The sequence below is a fragment of the Agaribacillus sp. DX54 genome, assembly GCF_056858335.1.
In genome coordinates, this window is the sequence record NZ_JBXEQE010000006.1 from 243,134 (window position 1) to 266,598 (window position 23,465).

Consider the following 23,465-nt stretch of genomic DNA (forward strand, 5'->3'; position numbering starts at 1 on the left):
GGCAGGTTTGGTATCCGGGGTTATGAGATTTGGCAATCATCTTGTATCACATACATTGAGCATACTGACCCTGTTTGGCTTCACCATACAGGTCGAAGCACAAACCCTGTTTAACCTGGGAGGAGATGACATAGAGATTTTTGTGTCGGATGGAGAAATACTGACAATTACAGGCGATCTTAACAACAGTGGGGATATTATCAACGCCGGTTCGATCTTTATGGGGGGAAACTGGGTTAATAACGGCACTTACAACTCCCTGCAGGGTTCTTTTACGCTGAATGGTGCGAATGAGCAGCAGATCAGTCACAATGGCCAGGATTTTTTCAACCTGACTATTAACGGGAGTGGCAATAAGGTGCTTGAATCGGATGTTTTTGTCAATAATCAGATTACGTTTGAAAACGGCCTGCTTTCCCCGGCTGGGGATGTAACCTTATTCGTTCGCGAAAATACCATGGTTATGGGCGGGAATGAGACTTCTTATGTGAATGGCAGGCTGGCCGTGGCAGGCACCGGCGACCTGTTTTTCCCGGTAGGCAAAAACGGAAACTACAAGCCTTTAAATCTGTACAACCTGCAGGGGACATCGCCCGTCCTGGGATTTGAAGTTTTTGAGCCAAACCCGGACCCGCAGACACCCAGAGAGCTACAGGCTATCTCCGAAACGAGGTATTGGCAAAAAACACAGCTTAGTGGCACTACTTCCGGCGGACGTGTTGAGCTTAGCATCAGTGAGGACGATGGCCTTACAGACCTTTTCCTGACCGTCGTAACAGAAACAGACCGGCCCGGCGAGGTTTTTCAAAATCTCGGACGTTCTCAAACTACCGGTGACTTGAGCAATGGGAGTGTTACCTCCGAGGCTTTCATAGGAAATGGGAATAAAGTCTATGCTTTGGGTCAGGAAGTCGACCTGACAGGCATTGATTGTGTCCCCAATGCATTTTCTACCCTGTCGCCCGATAGGGAAGAGCGGGTGATAAAAGTTTATTGCAGCAATATTTCGGAAGATGATTTCTCATTCAGGATATATGATAAATGGGGTTTGATCGTCTATGAGACCACATCGCTGGAAGAAGCTACGCAGTCAGGATGGAATGGTATTAACAGCAATACCGGCAACCCTGAAAAGAACGATGTATACAGATATGTTTTATCCGGAAAATTTTTGAATGGCAATGAGTTAAGCAGGGTAGGAACCATCACCAAAATCAATTGACGGTTAATGAAAGACAGGATGTGGTATACTGATAAGAAAGAAAAAATGGGTGATGAATGCTCTGTTACCACCTTCTGCAGGTATGTGTTTACATTGACTTGTTTTTTCTTCGCAGCGCTCACTTCTACTGTCACCGTTCATGCGCAGGATGCCAATTTCTCACAGTATTATGCCGCCCCACTGTATTTAAACCCTGCTTTGGCGGGCGTGGATCCAAGCATTACAGTGGGTTTAAATTATCGTTCCCAGTTAGAAAATGACCTGTTTCCCAATCAATCCAGCCAGTTTTCATTCATTTTACCCATCATGGGTAAGGGAGATGCTTTAAGCCATAAAGGAGGTCTTGGCCTGTCTGCTTATAATGAAATTGCCGGTCAGCAAGCCAACTTCAAAGTAGTGGGAATAAACCTGACAGGTGCCTACAATCTCTATTTAAAACAAGATGGCAGCCAAAAAGTCACTTTTGCCATCCAGGGAGGTTTTATCAACAAACAAATCGATTTCACCAACCTGACCTGGGGGTCACAATTCGATCCGTTTGTCGGTTTTGATACAAGCGTTAACCCCGGCATTAATTTTTTGAATGAGCGTGCCCTGTACCCGGTATTCAACGCCGGTCTCATGTGGTACACAGCGCTGGGGGGTGAAGGGGACAGCTACGGTTCGGGGGCCTACTTCGGTCTGGCGGTAGGAAACCTCAACGAGCCCGATGAGTCCCTGATTGAGGGTGAGACCATCCGTCTTCCTAAACTTTTTAAACTCAATGCCGGCGTGGACCTGGGGGTAAGTGAAAAATTTACAATTTCCCCCAATGTACTGCTGAAATATCAAAACGGAATCTTTCAGTTTAACGCCGGTACTTATTTGTATTATGATCTCACAGGTTCCGGTGGTGACGGGCGGACCAACTTAACCAGGCTGGTGTTAGGGGCCTGGTACCGTTACAATGATTCATTTATCGTAGCTACAGGTATTGATAAAAATCAATTTGCGGTTGGGTTTAGTTATGACATGCGGATTTCTTCTTTAAGGCATCCCGATATTGGATCAGGGGCTTATGAAATCTCGTTTACCTACCGGTTCAGCCGCAAGGAAAAAGAGGTACAATACCAGCATAAACCAAGGTTTTCGATATAGTATTTCGACGCTCCGGACAAAAGTTAAATACCGTTTTGTCAGAAGTCATACTATGGCTTTGAGCCATAGTATGACTAAAGGCGCTGAAAACATTCACAACACTTTAATCATTAAAATTACACAAGTGGTTACTTTTATAATGCATCAAATCCATCGTTAGATTTTGATAATATTTGAACTATTTTTATTTTTTATATAAAAAAAATAAATACAATCTACAGTAACTTCCGCTGCTTCTTGCTTAATATCCCGAAATAATACACAAGTCAACTTCCCATTTATATTGCCGATTTTGTGCCTTTCCATTCCACTATTTTTGATCGATTGGGAAAATGTGGAGTCCCCTTACTAAAGTTAAACGGAAGATTTTCGATTCAAATGGTCTGAATATCAAACCTTTAAAGTATTGATAAAATATGTCAAAAGGAAAAAAATGCATTCAGGAATGGGTATTAAGCACTTTGAAAGCCAAAATTCAGGAATTGTCGATGATTTTGGGGCCGTTGGGTAATGTAAGGGTTCCTTTACAGGAGAAAACAAAATTATGGGATTAAAAAGGATTTACGGGGTACTGTTGCTTTTTCTGCTTATGGGGTTGTCTGCCATCGATGCCAGGGCGCAGTGTACGCGTTCACCAAATGCTATTGCGGGGTTTGTACCTTACCAAACCTGTCAACCGGTACGAGTAGAGCTCCAGAGTGCATCACATGTCCTTGGCGGGCCTAATAACATTCCGGCGGGTACAACCTATACAATGGACTGGGGCAATGGTACCATACAAACATATACTACCATAGTTGACAATGAACCCATTCCATCATTTATGGAAGAACATATTTATGACGATGCTGATACTGATTGTGACTATACGCTACGTTTCGAAGTATCCAATACATGCGGCGAGGATGTTATAGCCGGTAGGGTAAATGTACATGATACGGATGAAGTCGGGTTGGCTATAACCCAGGATTATACTGTCTGCGAAGGATATGGCGGTACTTTTACCTTTACTGACGCCTCCGCCATGAACTGCCTGGCTCCGCCTTACGGAGATGCTAATGATGAAAACAGGACTATCCGCTGGGACTATGGTACCGGTGGAAGCACCCTACCCGCAGTCACTGCCGGCGGCTTTGACGCCAGTAGTGCGGTTCACCAGGGTACTGCTTACACCGTTGCCGGAGCCGGATCAAATAGTTTGACAGTCGTGGTGCCGGCCGCCTCCACAGTGGGTCGCGACGGCGAATATTTTGAGGTTACCATGTATAATTGGAACTCCTGTAACCGCTATGACAACAACCCGGGTATACCCGGGGGCCCGGCAGACCCCATTAATGGCGATAACCCGCCTGTTAGTATTACAGCCAGAATTACCGTAGTAGCCTCGCCGCCCGCACCTGCCGCTCCGGATCGTGACTATTGCTTCGGAGCAGTAGGACCATTGACCGCCTCAGCCGGATTCGGCGGAGTTTTACGATGGTATGAAAATGCTACTTTGAGTCCTGAAGGAATTGTCACTTCGGGTACACACGTCTCGAACGGAGGAACATTTGCCCATGGACAAACCGCCGCGGGAACTTATACCTACTGGGTAACTGAAACGCTGCCCGGCACTAACTGTGAAGGCCCTGCAACGGAAGTGACCCTGAATATAAGAGAAGGTTTAGAGATTACGAATGCGATTACAGGAGACGACAACGTATGTCCGGGTGAAACCGGCCTTACCTACTCATTGCCTAACCCTCCCACTGCAATGCCTGTAGGCGGAAACACGGAATATGTATGGAGCGTACCGTTAAATTGGCACATTACCGGAGGACAAGGCACCGAATCAATCACTGTAGAGAGTTCTACCTCAGCCGTAAGTGGTAACATCAGTGTGGTATGGCAGTTTACCAGCGCACCGCATTGTACTTCAGGTGCGGAAACCCTGCCTGTTACCGTAAACGTATTGCCGGCGGGGAATATTACTGGTACTGAAACCATTTGCGAGGGTGATGCCGCGGAATTTACCATCGAGCTTACCCAGGGCGTTGGAAACACAGGGCCATTTGAAGTTGATTATACAGATGGTACCAATACATTTACCGAAACCCTGGCTTTTGGGTCAAACACCGTGACGCCCGGTATTGATCCACCACCCGGGGTTACAACAAATTATACCATCACTGAAATCCGTGACCTTGCTCCCAATGGCTGTACCGTCAATGCCTCCAACCCTAACCATTCAGGCAACATCAACGGAACTGCCTCTGTGTTCGTGAGATCAGATTTGGTAATCACCGATCCCATTTCCGGGCCAACAGAAGTATGTCCGGGAGATATGGTTATCTTTTCGCTGCCGAACCCTCCTCCCCTGGTTGACGGGCTGACGACGATATATCAATGGCAACTACCTAACACCGCCGGCTCGGATCTGGGAACAATTACCTCCGGAAACAACACTGAATCAATTAATGTCACCGTAGGAAACAACACCGGCACCAAAAGGGTAAGGGTAAGGTGGCGATATGCCAACCAACCCAGATGTTCCTCTCCATGGGTACAGCTTTTTGTTAATGTGAATATACAGCCTGAGGCCGAAATCAGCGGGGATCAGTCTATTTGTCTGGGAGACAATCCTGTTTTAACTTTCAGCAACCTGGTAGGAGTAGGTGGCACAGGGCCGTTTGATATTGATTATACGCCTGATGGCGGAACTACCATTCATACCGCTACCAATGTTCCGATTGGCGGAGGTATGGTAAATGCGCCCGCACCTGCAGCGGCAGGGAACTACACCTATACTATTCGGGAGATAAGAGACTTAAACGCAAATGGTTGTGTTACCACAGCCCCAAGCGCCAATATTAGCGGGAGCGCCAATGTCACGGTCAGGGAGACGCTCAATCTGACCGATCCGGTCACCGGCCCCTCTAATGTGTGTGCTAACGAAATCGGCGTCAATTTCACTTTACCCGGCGCCCCGCCTGTGCAACCGGCAGGAGGCGCCACGGAATACCAATGGACAGTACCCGCAGGCTGGACCATAACCGGAGGCCAGGGAACCGAGTCGATTACCGTAGACATCGGATCTTCGACCGGACCAGGCAGGATTGTCAGTGTCGTCTGGCAATATCCGGGTTCACCTAACTGTACTTCCAATACGCAAAGTACCAGTGTAACTGTAGATCCGGGACCTACCGTGGCTACTGTCGGGCCTGATCTGTTTTATTGTACTACCGCTACCCTGGTGTCATTAGCCGGCTTAGGTGGAAATACACCCTCGGTAGGAACCGGTGCATGGAGCCAGGTAAGCGGACCTTCGACAGCTAATATTACTAATCCGGCTGATCCCAACACTACCGTAAGTATAGCAAGTGCAGCTAATGCCGGTGTATATGTATTCCGTTGGTCAATTACCAGTGGCACCTGTCCTCCAAGCACCGCCGACGTAACAGTGGATTTTGGTACGGCAGCGGCAGTACCGGATGCCTACACACCCAGTGACCCAAACGAGGATGCCACATGTGGATTAACTATTGGGTTAAATGGCAGTACGCCACTTACTGCCCTGGCTGGTCCGGCGAATGGGCAATGGACACAACAGGCAGGCCCTGGGATTTCTGTTTTCGACGATGATACTGATCCCACTACCAACGTGACCGTGGATACCTATGGTACCTATACCTATAGATGGACGGTAACCAGTGGGGCATGTCCGGCCGAAATAAGCGATGTGGATATCACTTTTTATGAATCAGCAGTGGTTACCATGCCGGCAGATTTTGACCAATGTATTAATCTTACTGATTTAGCTACTACCAATATAACTGCAACCGGCACCGTCAGCGGAAGTGTAAGCACAGGTACCTGGTCGGTAGTCGGTGGGTCCGGAGCCGGAACAGGAGCTATTACTACCAACGACCTGACAGGAGGCGTCATGGAGCTTGTGTATGAGCCGGTTGCGGGGGATTTAAATGAAACTTTGGTTTTTCAGCTGGCCTCTGCCGACCCGTTAACCAGTTGTACCGTGGTAACCGGCCAATTTACGGTAACAATAAAACAGGAACCTAATATTACGAATGCTACAGCCCCTTCCGGTAATATAGAGCAGGTCATCTGCTCAGGTGGAACAGCTGCGCTGGCGCTAAACTCAGATGCCCCGGGGACGATGACGGTGCAATATGACTGGACTGCCTCGGGCTCGAGTGCAAATGTTACCGGATTTTCCGCATCCAATAGCGGAGATATTTCAGAAATACTACTGAACAGCGGCAACGATATTGAAGAAGTCACCTATGTTATTACGCCTTCCCTGAATGGTTGCACCGGCCCGTCTGTAAATTTTGTGGTCACCGTAAACCCCACACCAACAACGCAGCCCGACAAAACCGCCGAGACCATCTGTGACAATGGAACAACAAGTATTGATCTTACTGCCGGGGGGGTAGCGGTAACCGCCGGAACCGGAACTTCCTACACATGGACAGTGACCAACAATCCCCTTGTTGACGATGAATCCGGTGATGCATCGGGTACGTCGACAGTAATTAATCAAACGCTTGACAATACAACCAACACTACCCAAACCGTCACTTATACCGTGACGCCAACTGCCAATTTATGTCCAGGGCCAACCACCGACGTGGTAGTTACCGTCCGCCCGGAACCGACCTTTACCAACGCGGGGACAGAAGCCATTTGTTCGGGCGATCAACTTAATTTTGAGCCTTCCGGAGACGTAGGCAGCACTAATTTCAATTGGACTACCACAGCGGTAGGCCCTGATATTAACGGTCACAGTGCATCCGGTTCGGGGCGCATCACAGATATTTTGACAAACACTAGTACTGCTCCTCAAACTATCACCTATAACATTACGCCGGAAGCCAACGGATGCACTGGTACTATGGGAACTTATATAGTTACTGTCAATCCGAAACCCGAGATCACAAATTTACCCGCCGGCGCGCAGGCGCTTTGCTCAGGAGGTACTTTTACTTTTAACCCGACTTCTAATATTACAGTAGGTACTACAACCTACAGTTGGACCGTATCAAGTAGCGGAAATATTACCGGCTTACCAGGACCTGGTATCCATACAGGCCCCATTTCTCATACCTTAACAAATCCAGGAAACGGCGTAGAGACTGTCACATATTCTATTACTGCGAGGGCCAATGACTGTGACAGTGATCCATCTCTGGTTTCGGTGGTTGTATCACCGGTTGCCGATGTATCTAACAGTTCATTGACCGATGCTATTTGTGATGGTGAGGCCTTAAACTTCTCACCGGAAAGTAACGTCTTTAGCGCCACATTTCACTGGACAGCCTCGGTTACAGCGGGTACAGTCACTGGTCTTACCCCCAACGGTAGCGGCACTATCACCGATCAACTATTTAATGCTACAGATGCTATTGGAGAAGTGACTTATGAGATCACCCCCCGTATCAACGGATGTGATGGCACCCCTGAAGATTACTTGGTAACCGTAAAGCCATCCCCGGAGGTGACAAATCCCATGACTGATGAAATATGCTCTAACGATGAGATCCACATAATCCCTACATCTGATGTCGGTGGCGGTGCGGCCACATTTTCATGGACAGCGGTAGCAAGTTCACCTTTCATAAACGGGTTTACTCCGGTGGAAACAGGAGCAAGTGAAATTAGGGAGCGGGTTAAAAATACCGGAACTACTCCCGAAACCGTGACCTACACGGTAACCGCCCATCACGACGGCTGCTCAGGCACGGCGGTTGACTTTGTTATCATCGTAAATCCGGAGCCGGGCATTTCCAATCCCGGAACTGATTTATCGCAGGTGCTTTGCTCGGGAGACGCCGCCACCTTCACACCAAATGAAACGGTATCCGGAACTACATTTGCCTGGCAGGTATCTGTGACAAGCGGTACAGCCACCAGCGCCGATATTACAGCAGTTAATGGAACAGGCCCAATTAATGATGTTATCACTAATACGGGTACTGTTGATGCGGTTGTAACTTACGAATTTACACCTTATACCTCTACTGGCACCACTTGTGTCGGACCAACATTTTTCTATGTAGCCACAGTAAAACCGGTAGCAGTTGTTGACAATTTACCGGCAACCGATGTCATTTGTTCAGGTGAATCTTTAAACTTTACGCCCACAAGTCCTATAACCAACATATTTTCATGGAGTTCTGCAGATAATCCGAATGTGTCTGGAGAGTCAGCTTCGGGCGCAGGGGCTATCACCGATAATCTTACTAACAACTCTGATGCACAACAAACCGTCACCTATGCGGTAACCCCAATGGTCGATGGTTGCCCTGGTACGCCGGGAACATATACTGTTAATGTAAACCCAAGACCCCGTGTTACAAATTCACCACTCACAGAAGAAATTTGTTCCGGAGATGCCTTGAGTGTGAATTTGGGTGGGAGTGTTCTCTTTGGCACCGGTACTACGTTTACCTGGACCTCAACTGCAGGACCTAATATAAACCTCAACAACGCCAGCGGTTCAGGTGACATTACTGACATGCTGACAAATGATGGTCCAGGTCCGGAAACGGTCGTTTACGAGATAACACCCAGGGCCAACGGCTGCGACGGGGATCCGGTAAATTATACAGTTACAGTTCATCCCATACCTAACATAACCAATCCGGTTTCTGATCTTACAGACGAGATCTGTTCCGGGTCGACAACCTCATTCAGCCCCGCCGGGGATGTAACCTCAACAGATTTTAACTGGACAGTAACCGCTCCAATTACTATTAGCAGTGGAAATGCCGATTTTACAACCGGCTCCGGCGCCGGCGCGATAAGTCATGACCTGATCAATTCCGGATTCAACGTAGAAACGGTTGTTTATGAATATACTCCCAGTACCACGAGCTGCACCGGCGCTAGGGTAACTTACACCGTAACGGTTAAACCGACACCCAATATTAATAATAGCCCTGGTGATCAGACTATTTGTTCAACGGATAATTTCACTTACGACCCTCAGGGTGAAGTAGGCAACACCACGTTTGGCTGGAGATCTTCCAGTTCATCACCAAACCTGGTGGGCAACACCTCGTCAGGCAACGGACAGATAAACGATGTCCTCATTAACAACGGCACTGAACCAGCAACTATTACTTACCGAATAACTCCTTCCGCTGATAATTGTGACGGTCCTGTGGAAACGATTGTCATCACTGTTAATCCCAGGCCTTCGGTGATTCCTTCTGTATTTTCACAGGAAATATGCCATGGAGAGACTACTAATATAGCTTTGGGGCTGAATGTGACCGGAACAACTTTCAGCTGGACGATTGAGAACGCCGGACCCGATATTGGTGGCGCTGCAGGAGGTTCAGGAGATTTAATCGATCAAACACTAACCAATGCCGGGGCTGCCACTCAAACAGTCGACTATCGCATCACACCCACGGCCAATGGCTGCGACGGCAACCCGCTTGATATTACTGTAACGGTTCACCCAACACCGGTAACAGATCCCATTGTATCACTTTCCGGCGCTGTCGATGGCTGCATCAATAGCGCCAATGTTTACCGCGTCGATGGTGCGGCAGGCACGCCCGGCTCCTCGTATAGCTGGTCTATTTCGCCACTGGGTCCCAATCAACCTACGCTTACTTCTTTTAACAACAATGCTATTCTTGATTTTGGCGCTACTGCCTGGTCAGGAACTTTGTCGGTAGTAGAAACCACCAACGGATGTGACGGTCCACAGGTCGACCTGGCGGTTCAATCTTTTCCTACACCTTCGGTAGATGCAGGTGCAGATCAGGAAATTTGCCTGGGAGCCACAGTGGAATTGGGTGGAGCGCCTACGGCTACGGGTGGTTCCAATAACTATGATTATCGATGGACTCCGCCCGCTGGTCTTGATAACCCAATCGACGACAATCCCAATGCGACACCAACTTCCACCATTATTTATACAGTGGAGGTGACTGATGTGGCCACCGGTTGTACTGCTACGGATCAGGTCAGGGTGGATATTGTGTTACCGCCCACCCAGCCTTTTATTTCGGTACCTTCGGGAAGTCCGTTTGTGTGTGTAGGAGACAATATAACACTACAATCCAGCAATATCGGAGCAAATAGTTATCAGTGGTACAAAGACGGTGCACTATTGGGTGGCGAAACCAACCAAACTTTAGTACTTAACAATGTTGGTGCCGGCGATGCTGGCAACTACCAGGTGCTGACAATAGGCACAAATCCTGTCGGTTCACCATGTGAAAGCCCCCTATCTCTGGTACAGGCGGTAGAGGTTAATCCCGTGCCCCTTGAACCTACCATCACCATTATGGGTGCACCGCAATTTTGCGACAACGGAACAAACGTAACGGTGTTACAGGCAGGTACCTCGCCTCCTGACCCTGCGGCCGACAGCTATGAATGGTATTTCGACGATGGCAGTGGTTTTACGCTTATTGCCGGACAAACTACAAATCAGCTTTTAGTGAGCTCCTACACGCAAAGCGGTACTTACAAGGTAAGGGCTATCGGTGTGGGCAATAGTTTCTGTGCCGGCCCGGACTCAGACCCCGAGACAATAGAAATTTATCAGGGCCCGGATGTGCCTGTGTGGTCAGGTCCTTCACATGCCTGTGACGGGGATCCGGTAAATTTGCAGGTCAACTTTACAACAGGAACGGAGCCTTATGATATAGAATTCACGGATGATCAAAATAATAACTTTGTCTTTTCGGATGTCCGTAATGGAGATAACCTATCGATTATTCCTGAACACACCGGCGGCGCCTTTCCGCAGATTAGAACTTACACGTTAACCTCGGTAATAGATTACAACGGTTGCTCTCCTCCCAATCTTGGAACGCCATTTCAATTAGAAGTGCGACCATTGCCCATTGCCTCGGCTATTACCGGCAGGCAAAATCTATGTGTGAACGAGACAAATGTACGATATCAGGTAACTCCCAGTGCAGGGGCGCAGTATTTGTGGGATGCTAGTGACCTGACCTCCTCCGGGATCACGATTGCGGCGGGTGGAGGATTTTCGGATAGTTTTATTGAACTAAATTTTGGAAGCACGCAGATACTTGGGGAGTTGAGGGTATCAGAATTTAAAAATCTATGCCCCGGCCCTGCCTCAACAATCGCCATAAACGTATTTGAGCCGGCAGTGGCTGATGCGGGGAATGATCAAACCATCTGTGTAGGCAAATCTGCAGTTATCGGTGGGACGCCCACTGCCAGTGGGGGATCGGGACCACCCAACCTCGATATTACCTGGTCACCCAACTTAAGTATCAGCGATGTAAAGGATGCCAACCCAACAGTCAGCCCCGGCACCACCACCGACTATACAGTTACCGTAAGAGATAATCGGTCAGGCTGTACGGTATCTACCAGTACCGTACGGGTTAATGTTAATCCGCTGCCGGACATAACCTTTAACCCCATACCAGGTATTTGTTCCGCCGCACCGTCCCCTTACGTTTTAACCGAGGCTTCTCCGGCAGGCGGAGAATATTCGGGGGCAGGTGTATCTGAAACCTTTCCCGGATCGGGTATTTACCATTTCGACCCCTCGGCGGTGGCAAGTAATAATTCGTATACCATCAGATACGACTATACAGACGGAAACGGATGTAGCAACTTTAATACCGCAACCATCGAAGTATATGATCAACCGATAATTACGCTGGATCCTTTTGCGGATGTTTGTATTGATGATCCGGCCTTTATAATCGGAGGAGGGTATGCCAATGGTATAGATATTTCAACATTGACGGGAGTCACCTATGCCTACACCGGTCCGGGTGTATCCGAAACGCCGCCGGGATCGGGTGTCTTCGAATTTGATCCGGCAGCGGCAGGCAGCGGATCGCATACCATTAGTTTAAGTTTCTCGGATGCCAATCGTTGTCATGCTTTAACCAATGCCACTGCCACCATTACTGTTAACCCGTTACCAGTGGTGACTATGGATCCGCTACCGAATCAGGGTATTTGTGAATTACCTTACACGCTTACCGAGGGAAGAGTCGGTGGTGCCCCGGTAGCCGGTGGCAGGTATTACGAGATGAATGGCCTTTATGTAACGGAGCCTTCTCCCGGCACCTTTGTCTTCGATCCGGGTGCGGCAGGTGTAGGTACACACGATATTATTTTTGAATACGAGGACCCGTCCACGGGATGTATCAATTCAGTTACCGGACAGATCGTGGTGGAGGATTATCCGGTTATTTCACTCGCACCATTTCCCGACGTAGGCTTATGTACCGCTCCTTTTATACTTTCAGGCGGACTGCCCATTGATCAAAACAGAACGCGCCTGGAAAGTGGGGTATACAGCGGGCCCGGTGTGTCGGAAACAGCCCCGGGTTCTGGAATCTATGAATTTAACCCGGCCAGTGCAGGAGTCGGCTTACATCTTATTCAATATACCTACGTCGATCAATATGGCTGTACTACGCTTGTTGGTGTGGGCAAAACCATTACTGTTAAACCATTGCCTTTTGCATTATTTACACCCATTGAAAACATCTGTGTGGATGCTGCACCGATTGAGCTAACCACCGGACAACCCGGCGGAGGTGTTTACAGCGGTTCCGGGGTTTCTGAAACCTTTGCCGGTTCAGGTGTATATGAGTTCGATCCGAATGCCGCAGGTGTCGGCACACATATTCTGGATTACGAAGTCAGCGATGGTTTTGGGTGCAGCACCACAGAGCAACAAACCATCATAGTAACTGATCTGCCCTCAGGTACACTTACCGCAACAGGAACATTCTGTAATGGTGGCCCCTTGCAATTTGAACTTACGGGTGTTGCCCCTTTTGATCTGGTGTATGAGGACGATAAAGTAAATAGCTTTAATGTAGTGAATGTGGGCAATATCTATGTGCAAAACGTCGACCCCACTGAAAACACAACCTATACGCTGGTTTCTGTCACCGACCGGTACGGGTGTACCCAAACCAGTTTGCCGCCTGCTGCGGCCACTATTACAATTACGCCGGTGGCCAGTTTTGATGTGGATCCGCCACTGCAAATTTTACCTGGTAAAACAGTGACAATTACCAACAATACCAACCCCGGAAACTGGACCTATACCTGGCAATTCGGCGATGGCAATACACTCAGCGGTTCATCAGGGCCGGTTAACATCACACATTCCAATGGCGCCCTCACTACGGGAACCATTGAAAATCCGGTGCACACCTATGCCACCTATGGTAATTATCTGCTGGAGCTTACTGTCACAGACGGTAATTGTGTAGGTGAAGCTACGAATATTGTGACCATTGAACCATTACCTCCTGTGGTAGATTTTGATATTGACGTGGCTTCGGGCTGCGCTCCGGTAACCGTAACTTTTACCAATTTAACGGAGTTTGCCGATGAAGATGCCTATCTATGGCAGTTTGGGGAAGGGGAAGGATTCAGCAATGCACAAAATCCGACCTATATATACAATAACCCCGGCGTCTATACAGTCACACTTACCGCCTTTAACGAACTCGGCATTGCGGTAACAGCAACCAGGGAAATGGCCGTCGAAGTTTTCGAGCAGCCACAGGCAAGATTTTCTGTCAGGCCCACTACCATTTATTTACCCGACAAACCGGTTTTCTTTACCAACCTTTCATTTGGCGGCGATTCTTATTTGTGGGATTTTGGCGACGGGAACACTTCAACAGAGTTTGAACCAATACACATATATGAAAATCCCGGTATTTATGATGTAAGCCTTACCGTATTCAATGGGGATCAATGCCCGGATATACATACCATTGAAGAAGCGGTAATTGTCTTAAATGGTGGCGATATCAAAGTACCGACAGTATTTACACCAGACCCGGGAGGGCCAAACGGTGGAAATGTATCATTAGGGACCGTGGAAAATAACGTTTTTATACCATTGATTGAGGGGGCAGTGGAATTCAGGATGGAAGTCTACAGTCGATGGGGTGAGTTGATGTTTGCCACTAATAGCCAAACTGTCGGATGGGATGGCTATTACAAGGGCAAAATGGCCAAACAGGGGGTTTACCTGTACAAATTGACAGCCACATTCCGGGACGGTGAGAGAATCACCCGGGTTGGTGACGTCACCTTATTAAGATAAATCCCGGAAAGCAAAAATGATTAGATCGATTTAAGATTAAAATGAGCATTTATGTTTAAAAAGTTATTGATATTATCCCTGCTAATTCTTGCTACCGCACTTAAATCGTACGGTCAGGATCCACAGTTTTCGCAATTCTATGCGGCGCCACTGTACCTTAATCCGGGATTCACAGGTACAACGTTGGAGCACCGATTTATCATAAATCACCGGTTACAATGGCCGGCTTTGCCTCAGGCTTTTGCCACATACGCCTTTTCATATGATTACAATATGAGAAAACTGAATAGTGGTATCGGTATTTTGGCCACGACAGACCGGGCCGGATCCGCAGATCTGAGATCCACCAATATAGGTCTTAGCTATACCTACAAAATCCGGATGGAAAATGGCTGGATCATATCACCCGGAATCCAATTTGGCTACGGAATCAGATCGCTCAACTTCAGTAAGTTATTGTTCGGTGACCAACTGGACTTCGGTAATCCCGATGCCCCAACCCTGGATCCGACGTTTAATAATCTTGAAAATAATAAATACTTTGATTTCAGCTCAGGTGTGGTCGTGTATAACAAGGACTTTTGGTTCGGTGTCTCAGCGCATCATATGAATGAGCCCAACCATTCACTGATTGGAGAGGTAAGTGAATTACCCATGAAGTTCTCTATTCACTCCGGATTCCGGATTACTTTATTTCCCAGTCCGCTGAAAGGCGAAAGGTTATCCAGCATTGCACCTTCTTTTATCTATAAAAGACAAGGGGAGTTTGATCAGTTGGACCTCGGTTTGCACTTCCACTATAATCCGATTATGGCCGGAGTCTGGTACCGTGGCATTCCTATTCAACAAAATGTGGAGGATAATATAAACCAGGACGCCATTACGGTTTTATTCGGCCTCCGGTTCGATAAATTTGATGTTGGCTACAGTTATGACATCACCATCTCCGGCCTTGGACCCAATACCGGTGGTGCCCATGAAATATCCATGACTTATCAATTCCATAATTTTAAAAAGAGAAAGAAAAAACCCATGAAATTTGTGCCCTGCCCGGCTTATTAACACCCAACTCGCCAAGGCAACCCTGGTGCAAGTGGCTGTGGCACAATATTTTCGACAAAATTCTTGGTATCTTGGCGCCTTCGTGGTGAAAAATGGCTAACCACGAAAGCGCCAAGACACCAAGAGTTCCCTAAACACTTCCCAATTCAATAAGATCACTGCCACTAAACGCCTGCTAGAAAGTAGGCCCCTGTTTCCTTGAATTAACCCGCCAGTATTTGTTACCTTTGCCCCATGACGCATGAGGATTTAAAAGTATTCAGACAAAATTTAAAAGACCATCATCTGGTTCTGGTCAAACATGAGGACAAATACGGCCTCTTATCATCCCTGGATCCTGCGGCGTTAGCCAGGTTCAACAAGCTCACCCCTCCCCCTTCTCTGCAGGATTTTTGTATTTTGATTGCAGATATTAGCCAATTATACAATTATGTTGTCCGGATTCCTGAAATTGCATGGGACATTGTGGATTTTGAAGAAAAAGCGTTGATCATCAAGTACCCAAAAGGAAAAAACCTGCCGCCATCGTTGCTTGCCGACGGTCAGGGCGTGAAGGTCATGCTACTAAAAAACCATCCCCTTGAAAAGCCCCTGTATAACTATGGAAAAGGGGTGTTCTTTACCTATAACCTCTCCTCTGAAATTGCGGAACAGAATTTGACCCATTTCGATTATGTGCTAAATTTGGACAATAGTCAGTTTAATCTGTTTACTCCAAAAACCATTCAATTGGCGTTGAATGGGGAAATTAAATTTTTGTAGAAGGTTTTCTGTGTTATGAATCTTTCCAAGCTGCTCAAACAAAACAAAATATTTGAAATAGTTGGCCGTTGCGCTGATGAACTCGATTTGGAAACCTATGTGGTCGGCGGATATGTCAGGGACCTGATGCTGCATAAACTTTCCAAAGATATTGACTTTGTTTGTGTTGGAAACGGCATGAAACTGGCAGGGATGGTCAGCAGCAAACTGGGTGGGCTAAAGGTATCTTATTTTAAAAATTTCGGTACCGCCATGATTAAGGCTGATGGCTGGGAACTGGAGTTTGTCGGTGCCAGGAAGGAATCGTACAGGCGGGAATCCCGAAAACCTATTGTGGAAAACGGAACCCTGCAGGATGATCAAAGCAGGAGGGATTTTACCATCAACACCATGGCAATAGCCCTGAACAAATCCGGTTTCGGTACCCTGGTTGACCCTTTTGAAGGAACCGAAGATTTAAGACGAAAGTCCATAAAAACGCCATTGGACCCTGTGATTACATTTTCTGATGATCCTTTGCGTATCATGAGGGCGGTGCGGTTTGCCTCCCAACTGGGCTTTGATATCGAGGCACATACCTTTGAGGCAATAACTAATACTACGGAACGGCTATCGATCATTTCACAGGAAAGAATTACCGATGAACTCAACAAAATTATCCTTTCCCGTACCCCCTCCTATGGATTTAAGTTACTTTACCATGCCGGAATTCTTCAGCAGATATTTCCGGAACTGGTAGCGCTGAAAGGTGTGGAAACCATCAATAACCAGAGCCACAAAGACAACTTCTACCATACCCTGCAGGTGCTCGACAATGTAGCCAAGGTATCTGATGATTTATGGCTGAGATGGGCAGCCATTTTACATGATATAGCCAAACCCAAAACCAAGCGGTTTAATAAAAAGGTAGGCTGGACATTTCACGGGCATGAAGACTTGGGCGCCCGGATGGTGCCGGGCATATTCAAAAAAATGCGGCTTCCCCTGAATGAACATATGAGATTTGTACAAAATCTGGTGTTACTGCACCTGCGGCCTATTGCCCTTGTGAAAGATCATGTGACTGACTCGGCCATAAGAAGGTTGATTTTTGAGGCCGGTGATGACCTGGAAGCCCTGATGATACTTTGCCGTGCAGATGTTACTTCCAAAAACCTCGAAAAGGCAAAAAAGTTTCTCGATAATTTCGATAAGGTTGAAAAGAAAATGGAAATCGTGGAGTCCAAAGACAAAATCAAGAATTTTCAACCCATTATTACCGGCAAAATCATTATGGAAACTTTTAACTTAAAACCGTCTAAACTCATCGGGGAAATCAAAGAGGCCATTAAAGAAGCCATACTCGATGGAAAAATCAGGAATACCTATGAGGAGGCATTTCCTTACCTGTTGGAGGTTGGAAATGAAAAAGGCCTGAAGCCTGTGGCCCGGAACCTCGGTTAAAAAACGTTAAACTTTCAGTTAAAGCGAAATTATTGCCGGTACATTCATCAGCCTTTTGAAAATTCATGGTAATTTTGGTTATATTTAAAGGTTTTTTTAAAAATATTTGGTCTGTAACCCTTTAACCGTGTTTAAGCTAATGAAATTTAATTTACTATTAATAATCATCACATTTATATCGATGGGTGCATTTGCTCAATCTAATCCCAAGGAATCAGCGGAATATAAATTGAATAAAGCCGTATATCTCCAAGCCAAAAAATACAGTGATGTCGGGGTCGCAAAAAATGCCCTGTATAAACTAATTGCCCTGGACCCTAACGATGTTTCCCTGCTGGACTCCCTGGTTTTACTATACTTCGATTATAACCAGCATGCTCCCAGTCTACTGGTGTCCCTTGATATTCTTAAAAAGAATCCCAATAATCTGGTGGCATTGGAAATCAACGCCGTCAGTTATGAGAATTTGCAGCTTTACGATAAGGCCCTGAACTCTTATGAGGCGCTTTATCTCAGAAACAATAACCTCTACACACTGTACAAAATCGCATTTCTACAGTTTAACCTGAAAAGGTTCAGCGAATCAAAAACCAGTGCCGATATCCTTTTAAAGGATGAGAAAGCCAATGAGTTTAAAATCGTCTTTAACCCTGACAGAAATACTTCGGAGGAAGTAACCATGAAGGCCGCCGTACTAAACCTAAAAGGCCTGATCGCCAAAGAAGAAGGGAATAAAGAAGAAGCCAGAAAGCTCTTTAACGAAGCTATCGCCGCCGGCAACCCATTCACATTCGCCCGGCAAAACCTGGCATCATTGGACGATAATTGATTTTTATTTTCGAACGTTTTGTTGGTGGCTTGTGCATTAGCTGATATAATTATAATGGTGGTTGTTCTCCATAAAAGCGTGATAATTTACCCAAACCTTTCATGCAACCCTAACTGCCCTTACCTGTCTTTATAGCAGAAGATGTAAAATTGGAAGTTGAATACACAAATATTCACCAGAAGATTGTCGACCGCTGTAAATCCGGTGATAAGATGGCGTATAAGGAGTTTTACGACCTTTATTCAAAGGCCATGTTCAATATTTGCTATCGCATTACCAATGACCGGTATGAGGCTGAAGATATTTTGCAGGAGGCATTTGTGAGTGCTTTCAGGAATATTGGTGCCTTTAGGGCGGAGTCATCATTTGGTGCATGGTTGAAAAAGATTGTTGTTAACCGCTCGATTAATCATATGAAAAAAAAGAGGTTGGAAATGACAACTCTTGAAGAAAACATGGATAAGGCGGAAATAACTTATCGCGATGAGGTGCCGGATGACCCGGAGCAGTTCACATATAATATTGCATTGATTAAAAAGGCTGTGAATTTGCTCCCTCATGGCTACAGAATGGTACTTTCATTGTATTTGCTGGAAGGGTATGACCATGCTGAAATAGCGCAGATAATGGAAATCTCCGAATCAACTTCCAAATCTCAATATAACCGGGCAAAAAAGAAACTTAAAATTATTTTAGCAGAATTATGCACGACAAATTAGAAAAGTTTATCAGGGATAACCGGGAACTATTCGACGATAAGACTCCTGACAAAAGTGTATGGAGCAAAATCGAAAAGGAAATCGATGGGGATCATAAAAAAAAACACATTGATTTCACTTTTGTTTGGAAGGCTGCGGCCGTATTCTTTTTCGGTGTAAGTGCCTACTTGCTGTTCCAGCTAAACAACTCCCGCGACAATGCCGATCTCTATCCTGAACTATCAACCACAGATATCATAGAAGAATTTAAAGAAACAGAGGCATTTTACATAGCACAGATATCGGAAAAAAGGGCAAGTATTGAAGCCATCGACCACATCAAACCAGACCTCGCCACGAGTTTTCAGCAAGATATTCATAAGTTGGACAGTATGTACAATGAACTTAAAAAAGAACTCGACAGAGATAGTAACGAACAGGTAATCAACGCATTAGTACAAAATCTTCAGATCAGAATTGAAATTCTCAACCAACAATTAGACATTTTGAGAAGCTTGAAAAAATCGGAAAACGATGAAAAAGTCAATATATAAATTCACGATACTCATCATTATCACCCTGGTATTCGTCCGTTTTCAGGGCACCGCTCAGGGGAGGTATAGTGAAAAGACGAAAGAGATAAAAAAATCATACAATCTTTCAAGGAAAACCAAACTGGCGGTATCCAGCAAATACGGCAATATTCATATCAATACGTGGGATAAAAACCAGATGGATGTAAAGATTACCATTACAGCCGAAAAATTCAGTGAGAGGAGGGCCCAGGAACTGATTGACAATGTAGACATTGACATCAGGGGTGACGGCAATTCGGGCTTGATCGAATTTACCACCAGGATCAGCGGAAATATCAACAACCGCAGAAATGAAAGGTTTTCGATAGATTACGAAATACATATGCCTAAAATCAGTCCTATTAACATCAACCATAAATATGGCAACCTTTACTTGTCCGATCTCGATGCGACGGCTGATATTGATGTAGCTTATGGAAAGGTACGCATTGATAAAATTAATGGGGATGCTAACCTGGAGTTGTCGTATGGTGGAGGCGAGATTGAAAAGATAGGTTCAGGTGAATTGGATATCAGCTATGCTAACCTGAATATTGAAAACTGTGCCGACATGGCGCTCAACAGTAAGTACTCCAACCTCAATTTTGGCACTGCCGGAAGGCTCGATATCTCCAACAAATATGGAAACCTGGAAATCGATAAGGTGAGCAGCATCGTAGGAGGCAGCAAGTACGGCAGAATAAAAATAGATAACCTGACCAAAGTTCTCGACCTTGAAATAAAATATGGCGGTGGCCTGCGGGTCAGAAACATTTCCAAAAATTTTGAGAGAATCGTGGTCGATGCGGAATATGCCACCTCAGAGTTGGCCTTCGAATCAGGCAGTTCGGCAAAGATAGAAGCCCAAACCCGCTATGGCAAAGTAAGATATGATAGTGGGGATTTTGATTTCAATTATGTCAACACCTCTAATAATGCTAGTGAATACCGGGGTAAGATAGGCAAAGTGGCCAATCCCGAATCTGTTGTAAAATTATATGCTTCCTATGGAAGCATTATTTTAGATATCGAGTAGGGACATTGCCATAAACTTTTCCCGGCTATCTCCCCTATTAAAGTGCCAAATCATCTAAATTCGCTACAGAATATTGACATTGATTTGACACGACTCCCGCTAAACAATGATATAACGCCGGAAAGAAAAACATTCTTCGCCGATGTTTTGCTGCCTGTTCCAATTCCCAGGTCTTTTACCTATCGTATACCCAGGGATATGGAATCATTGGTCGAAACAGGTTCCAGGGTGATAGTTCAGTTCGGTAAGAAAAAAATACTCACTGGCATTGTCGCAAAATGTCATGAAGACCCACCCCTGGCCTATGAGGCGAAATACATTTTAGAAGTCCCGGATGAATTTCCGGTAATGACCTCATTGCAAATACATCTGCTATACTGGGTTTCGGAATATTATATGTGCACGATAGGGGAAGTACTTAATGCAGCCCTGCCTTCCGGCCTTAAGCTAAGCAGCCAGTCAAACATACAACTGCACCCTGATTTTAGCCAGGAAGCAGATAACCATGAGTTTTCAGAAAAAGAAGCAATGGTCTTACACGCACTTCAGCACCGGTCCCATCTTACCTACGATGAAGTCACGGACATTTTACAACAAAAGTCAATCTATCCTGTCCTGAAGTCATTGTTATCCAAGGAGTCCATTCTGATTTTCGAAGAGATAAAAGAAAAATTCAAACCCAAAAAAATCACCAAAATCAGGTTGGCACAATCGTTCATCGACGATCCTGCATCGCTGGAGGATTTATTCGAAAAGCTGGAAAAGAGGCCCAGGCAAATTGAAATTCTGTTGAAATACCTGCAGGAAGTACCCATATATCACCACCCCGAAAAAAATTCCTACGGACTGGACAAAAAAACATTATTATCGGCCAACCTGTCCCCTTCTTCATTGAATACGATGATTAAAAACAAGATTTTTGACACTTTTGAGGAGGTCATTTCAAGATTCGATCATCACAATGATAACATCACCACGGCACAAATAGATTTTTCCGTAAAACAACGCCAGGCGTTGGAAGAATTATTGGAGGTATTTTCCCGGAAAGATATCGCCCTCCTGCATGGGGTCACCGGTAGTGGAAAAACAGAAATCTACATCGATTTGATCAAAAAAAACCTGGAAAGCGGCAACCAGGTACTCTATTTATTGCCAGAAATCGCGCTGACCACCCAGATTGTGAAAAGACTGATGAGAGTTTTCGGATCAAAGATGGGGGTTTTTCATTCCAGGTACTCCGACAATGAACGCGTTGAAGTGTGGAACGGGGTATTGTCCGGAAGATTCTCCCTGGTGGTCGGCGTCCGGTCGGCCGTGTTCCTTCCCTTTGACAGCCTCGGATTAATCATCGTCGATGAGGAGCACGACAGTTCTTACAAACAATTTGACCCGGCTCCGCGGTATCACGCCAGGGATTTAGCCATGGTACTAGCGGGCTTTCACCATGCCAAAGTATTGTTGGGCTCAGCCACCCCGTCTATGGAAACTTATTATCTTGCCTCCCAAAACAAATACGGGCTGGTTGCGTTGAGTCAGCGCTTTAACAATGTGGCATTACCTGATTTTCAGCTTATCGATATATTTAAAGAACGCAGGAAAAAAACCATGAAGGAGGACTTTTCCCCGCAATTGATCTCGGCGATTCAAAAAGCCCTGGAGGAAGAGGAACAGGCAATAATCTTTCAAAACCGGCGGGGTTATGCACCTTATATCACTTGCGAGATATGCAACTGGATTCCAAAGTGCGAAAGCTGTGCGGTGAGTCTCACCTATCATATGTATGTGCATCAACTGCGTTGCCATTATTGCGGTTATCAGGAAAAGCCGGGCCCTGCCTGCCCGGCCTGTGGTTCCACCAAGTTGAAAACCATTGGTTTTGGAACCGAAAAACTGGAGGAAGATTTAAAAACATTTTTCCCCGAAGCAAAAATAAGGCGCATGGACCTCGATACCACGCGCTCCAAATATAGTTATCAAAACATCATTGACGATTTTGAAAAAGGGGCAACCGACATTCTGGTGGGCACACAAATGCTGAGTAAAGGGCTGGATTTTGGTAAGGTAAACACCGTGGGCATTTTAGACGCTGACAGGATGCTTAATTTTCCGGATTTCAGATCGACAGAAAAGGCTTTTCAGTTGATCACCCAGGTTAGTGGCAGGGCAGGAAGAAGGAACAAAAAAGGAAAGGTCTATATTCAGACTTCCCAACCCGGTCATCCCTTATTTCATAGAATTATGGATCACGACTACCGGCAAATGTATTTGGATGAGCTTGCGGAAAGGCGAAAATACAACTACCCGCCATTTGTCCGTCTTATAAAACTAACTATAAAACATGCCGAAAAACCGGTTTGCCACAAAGCTACCGGCCATTTACACAGCCTGTTAAATACCGACCTGGGCAAAAAACGTGTTCTTGGGCCTAGCGAACCCCTGATCGGCAAGATAAGAAACCTGTATTTAATGGAAATACTTGTAAAAATCGAACGGACTAAGGTGAATTTGAAAGCCGCCAAAAAAGCTTTAAAGGATTGCACGACAGCTATCGAAACGGACAGGCAATTCAAAGGAGTAAGGATAGTTATTGATGTGGACAGTCTGTGA

At 46.0% G+C, this 23,465-nt stretch carries 12 protein-coding genes; all 12 read left to right on the top strand.

What is annotated here, in order from left to right; genetic code table 11:
• The first annotated feature begins 22 nt into the window (after positions 1-22).
• The 12 genes from AC04NP_RS09800 (at position 23) to priA (ending at position 23,465) form a co-directional block, all read left to right on the top strand.
• Positions 23-1,222 carry a T9SS type B sorting domain-containing protein gene (locus AC04NP_RS09800; protein WP_482859481.1) on the top strand — a complete coding sequence of 400 codons (1,200 nt, stop codon included), beginning with the start codon at positions 23-25 and terminating at the stop codon, positions 1,220-1,222.
• A gap of 6 nt (positions 1,223-1,228) precedes the next feature.
• Positions 1,229-2,359, top strand: a complete 1,131-nt coding sequence (locus tag AC04NP_RS09805) for a PorP/SprF family type IX secretion system membrane protein (RefSeq protein ID WP_482859482.1) — start codon at positions 1,229-1,231, stop codon at positions 2,357-2,359.
• 416 nt (positions 2,360-2,775) lie between these two features.
• Entirely contained in the window at positions 2,776-2,913 is a 138-nt protein-coding gene (locus AC04NP_RS09810) for a hypothetical protein (protein ID WP_482859484.1), read from the top strand.
• A complete protein-coding gene (locus AC04NP_RS09815) occupies positions 2,904-14,453 on the top strand; it encodes a PKD-like domain-containing protein (RefSeq protein ID WP_482859485.1) in 11,550 nt (3,849 codons plus the stop codon). The genes AC04NP_RS09810 and AC04NP_RS09815 overlap by 10 nt, the downstream gene beginning before the upstream one ends.
• 51 nt (positions 14,454-14,504) lie before the next feature.
• Complete coding sequence (locus AC04NP_RS09820; protein ID WP_482859486.1) at positions 14,505-15,515, top strand: PorP/SprF family type IX secretion system membrane protein; 1,011 nt, start codon at positions 14,505-14,507, stop codon at positions 15,513-15,515.
• A 234-nt stretch (positions 15,516-15,749) separates the two neighbouring features.
• The gene (locus AC04NP_RS09825; RefSeq protein WP_482859488.1) at positions 15,750-16,277 is read left to right on the top strand and encodes a hypothetical protein; all 528 of its coding nucleotides are present in this window, start codon (positions 15,750-15,752) and stop codon (positions 16,275-16,277) included.
• Between the two features lie 15 nt (positions 16,278-16,292).
• Positions 16,293-17,720 (top strand): CCA tRNA nucleotidyltransferase, encoded by a 1,428-nt coding sequence (locus AC04NP_RS09830; protein WP_482859490.1) that lies wholly within the window; start codon positions 16,293-16,295, stop codon positions 17,718-17,720.
• A gap of 139 nt (positions 17,721-17,859) precedes the next feature.
• Complete coding sequence (locus tag AC04NP_RS09835; RefSeq protein WP_482859492.1) at positions 17,860-18,549, top strand: tetratricopeptide repeat protein; 690 nt, start codon at positions 17,860-17,862, stop codon at positions 18,547-18,549.
• A 149-nt stretch (positions 18,550-18,698) separates the two neighbouring features.
• A complete protein-coding gene (locus AC04NP_RS09840; protein WP_482859493.1) occupies positions 18,699-19,268 on the top strand; it encodes an RNA polymerase sigma factor in 570 nt (189 codons plus the stop codon).
• Complete coding sequence (locus AC04NP_RS09845; RefSeq protein WP_482859494.1) at positions 19,253-19,801, top strand: hypothetical protein; 549 nt, start codon at positions 19,253-19,255, stop codon at positions 19,799-19,801. The genes AC04NP_RS09840 and AC04NP_RS09845 overlap by 16 nt, the downstream gene beginning before the upstream one ends.
• Positions 19,782-20,858 carry a DUF4097 family beta strand repeat-containing protein gene (locus AC04NP_RS09850; RefSeq protein ID WP_482859495.1) on the top strand — a complete coding sequence of 359 codons (1,077 nt, stop codon included), beginning with the start codon at positions 19,782-19,784 and terminating at the stop codon, positions 20,856-20,858. The genes AC04NP_RS09845 and AC04NP_RS09850 overlap by 20 nt, the downstream gene beginning before the upstream one ends.
• Before the next feature lie 78 nt (positions 20,859-20,936).
• Positions 20,937-23,465, top strand: coding sequence for a replication restart helicase PriA (gene priA, locus AC04NP_RS09855; protein ID WP_482859522.1), 2,529 nt, complete (start codon positions 20,937-20,939; stop codon positions 23,463-23,465).

Bases quoted from the DNA above. Each gene is read 5' to 3' on its own strand.
- AC04NP_RS09800 (WP_482859481.1), top strand. From the start codon at position 23: ATGAGATTTGGCAATCATCTTGTATCACATACATTGAGCATACTGACC.
- AC04NP_RS09805 (WP_482859482.1), top strand. From the start codon at position 1,229: ATGAAAGACAGGATGTGGTATACTGATAAGAAAGAAAAAATGGGTGAT.
- AC04NP_RS09810 (WP_482859484.1), top strand. From the start codon at position 2,776: ATGTCAAAAGGAAAAAAATGCATTCAGGAATGGGTATTAAGCACTTTG.
- AC04NP_RS09815 (WP_482859485.1), top strand. From the start codon at position 2,904: ATGGGATTAAAAAGGATTTACGGGGTACTGTTGCTTTTTCTGCTTATG.
- AC04NP_RS09820 (WP_482859486.1), top strand. From the start codon at position 14,505: ATGTTTAAAAAGTTATTGATATTATCCCTGCTAATTCTTGCTACCGCA.
- AC04NP_RS09825 (WP_482859488.1), top strand. From the start codon at position 15,750: ATGACGCATGAGGATTTAAAAGTATTCAGACAAAATTTAAAAGACCAT.
- AC04NP_RS09830 (WP_482859490.1), top strand. From the start codon at position 16,293: ATGAATCTTTCCAAGCTGCTCAAACAAAACAAAATATTTGAAATAGTT.
- AC04NP_RS09835 (WP_482859492.1), top strand. From the start codon at position 17,860: ATGAAATTTAATTTACTATTAATAATCATCACATTTATATCGATGGGT.
- AC04NP_RS09845 (WP_482859494.1), top strand. From the start codon at position 19,253: ATGCACGACAAATTAGAAAAGTTTATCAGGGATAACCGGGAACTATTC.
- AC04NP_RS09850 (WP_482859495.1), top strand. From the start codon at position 19,782: ATGAAAAAGTCAATATATAAATTCACGATACTCATCATTATCACCCTG.